Source organism: Pararhodospirillum oryzae (assembly GCF_007992075.1).
In the GTDB taxonomy this organism is placed as follows: domain Bacteria; phylum Pseudomonadota; class Alphaproteobacteria; order Rhodospirillales; family Rhodospirillaceae; genus Pararhodospirillum; species Pararhodospirillum oryzae.
In genome coordinates this window covers 1-1,450 of the sequence record NZ_BJZO01000179.1, presented here as the reverse complement: position 1 = coordinate 1,450, position 1,450 = coordinate 1, and the positions used below count along the sequence as shown (strand labels likewise).

The 1,450-nt window shown below is 71.7% G+C and carries 3 protein-coding genes; all 3 read left to right on the top strand.

Annotation, left to right across the window (positions count from 1 at the left end):
• Nucleotides 1–596: hypothetical protein (locus ROR02_RS16730; protein WP_170245167.1), on the top strand; the 596-nt coding region annotated here is incomplete at its 5' end.
• A 127-nt stretch (nucleotides 597–723) separates the two neighbouring features.
• A complete protein-coding gene (locus tag ROR02_RS16360; protein ID WP_147165103.1) occupies nucleotides 724–933 on the top strand; it encodes a helix-turn-helix domain-containing protein in 210 nt (69 codons plus the stop codon).
• A gap of 14 nt (nucleotides 934–947) precedes the next feature.
• Nucleotides 948–1,397 (top strand): DNA transposition protein, encoded by a 450-nt coding sequence (locus ROR02_RS16355; RefSeq protein ID WP_147165102.1) that lies wholly within the window; start codon nucleotides 948–950, stop codon nucleotides 1,395–1,397.
• Nucleotides 1,398–1,450: the final 53 nt, after the last annotated feature.

Genomic DNA, 1,450 nt, shown 5'->3' with positions numbered 1-1,450 from the left:
TCCGCCTATGCGGGCCGGCGTGGCCGCTTCTGGGGCGCGCGGTTGTGGCCCGCCATACCGAGCTGACCACCGCCTTGTCGCTGGCGCAGGCTTGCGTGAGCCTGCTGCGCGGGGCGGCGGATCGGGCGGCCGGAGACGGGCGGGCCGACCGGCGGCTTGAAGTCACCCGGGCCGCGCTGAGCAATCTGGCGCGATCTTGCCACTACGGCGCCTATACCAAGGGCGTGGGGTACGGCGATCCGGCCCTGTATCGGCTGGTGGTGGGAGGGATCCCGCTGACCCATGACGGCGTGTGGACGGGGGCCACCCTCGACACCCTGACCGCGCTGTTTGGGCCGCGCCTGGCGCCGGCGCCCTCCGTGTTGTCTCAGGCGCCCTCCGTGTTGTTGGCGCCTGAGGCGCTGGCGTCAGCCGTCGCCTGCCTGATCCCCCTCGGCCACCTCCCCACCGATGAGCAGATCGACACCTGTCTCGCGGGCCTGGCGCGCGGCTTTGGGTTGTCGGGTGCCCTCGTCGGCGAGGCCAGGGAGCTGCTTGACACCCGATACGGCAGCCGCCGGGCTGGTGCCGATGCCATCCGCGAGGTGGTGTCATGACGGTTGGGCGGCCATTGCTAAAGCGCAGCTATCGCGGCAACCGGCATGTGACCCGGCAGGCGGCGCGCGCGTGGGTCGCGGTGTGGAACCTGCGCCGCCATGAGGCGGTGCTGTGGGGGCTGGTGTGATGGGCGCGCGACAATCCGACGCCCCGCCGGGGCAAAACGACCTGGTGCTGGCGCACCTGCGGTCGGGCCTGCCGCTGACCGGCGACGAGGCCCTGGCCCGGTATGGGGTGCGACGGCTGGCGGCGCGAGTGCACGACCTGCGGGCCCGGGGGATCGCCATCACAAGCCGCAAGATCGACGGGCGGGCTGAGTACCAACTGGCCGAATAAGGGAGGGTGACGCCATGAAACATGATCGCCGCACACTTGACCTTTTTGAAGATTGGCAACCTCCGCGTGTTGCGGTGGGGGGTGAGGTGATCCGGGCGCACCCGGATGTTGATGCGCGGATCAGCATGGCCATCGCCGACGCCCTGCGGGCGTGCGGGCGACCGCGTGACGAGATCGCGGCGGCGATGGCGGCCTACCTGGGGCGGCCGGTGTCGCCACACACCCTGAACAACTACGCCTCCGCCGGCCAGGAGGGGCATTGCATCAGCTTGGCGCGGTCCGTGGCGCTGGTGGCCGCGACGCACGATCCGCGCCTGATCGCCGATCAGCTGGCGCCGCTGGGCTGGGCGGTGATCGAGACGAGGCACGTGCATGCCATCCGGGCGGGGTTGGCCCGTCAGCGGGCGGCGGAGCTGACGCGGATTGCCCGGGAAGAGGAAGCGCTGTGGCGGGCGGTGTCATGACTGCCGCCCGCCACTACACGGCGGCCGAGCTGGCGGCGCTGGCCCTGCCGGGG